We start from the raw sequence: 740 nt of genomic DNA, 5'->3' as shown, positions 1-740 counted from the left end.
CAGCCGGGCATCCGCAGAAGCGGATCGACGAACTTCTGCCATGGAGTTTCAAGCCGTCAACCTGAGATCCCGTGAGCCGGGAACACCGCTTACAGACCTCCCAAGACGACCAACTAGAAGAGCTGCAATCAGGCGCTGAGGCAGCGCGGAGCGCTGACCGTCTGGTTCGATCCCTCGATGCAATGGGAGGCCATCCCGTCGGGGCGTCGCGGCCGCCAGCAGTCCTATAGCGAATGAGGAGGATCAGGAATTGATCCGGGAGATCAATTGCCAGACGAATGCCATCCAGGCCTGCCTGACCCTCAAGGTCCTCCTCGGGCTGCCCCTCCGCCAGGGTGAGCCAGCGAGGCGCCATTGGTTCGAGCCCACTGGCGAACGGTTTCGTTGCGAGCCTGCTGCGACTGTCCGGGCTTGGCTGGTCCGTGCCGGACTCCAGCACCCTGTCGCGCCGCCAGAGTGAGACGGGACCGTGGCGCCAGTGGCGCCGCAAAAGCCCGTCGCCCCCTGGATGTCACCATCCCATATCGCGGCTCCAAGGGGGCGCTTCACCTGCTAGTGGACAGCACCGGTATCAAGGCGGAGGGCGAAGGCGAGTGGCACACGCGCAAGCATGGCGGCTCGAAACGGCCCATTCGCGGTGCCGCTCGGACCGGTGGCGCGGCCCGCTCATGGCGCAAGATCCACTCCGGCATAGACGAGATGGAGGAGGATCAGGAAACCGTCCAGGGGACCGTTTCCCC

1 pseudogene is annotated in these 740 nt (G+C 65.1%); it reads left to right on the top strand.

The annotated features are described in order from the left end of the window. Positions 1–135: 135 nt before the first annotated feature. Positions 136–740 (top strand): annotated as a pseudogene (locus tag FGX59_RS37135) (transposase); the annotation flags it as partial.

The sequence above is a fragment of the Poseidonocella sp. HB161398 genome, from assembly GCF_005870025.1.
Taxonomy (GTDB): Bacteria; Pseudomonadota; Alphaproteobacteria; order Rhodobacterales; family Rhodobacteraceae; genus Mangrovicoccus.
The sequence above is the reverse complement of the archived record's forward strand: the minus strand, read 5'-3'. Positions and strand labels throughout refer to the sequence as shown.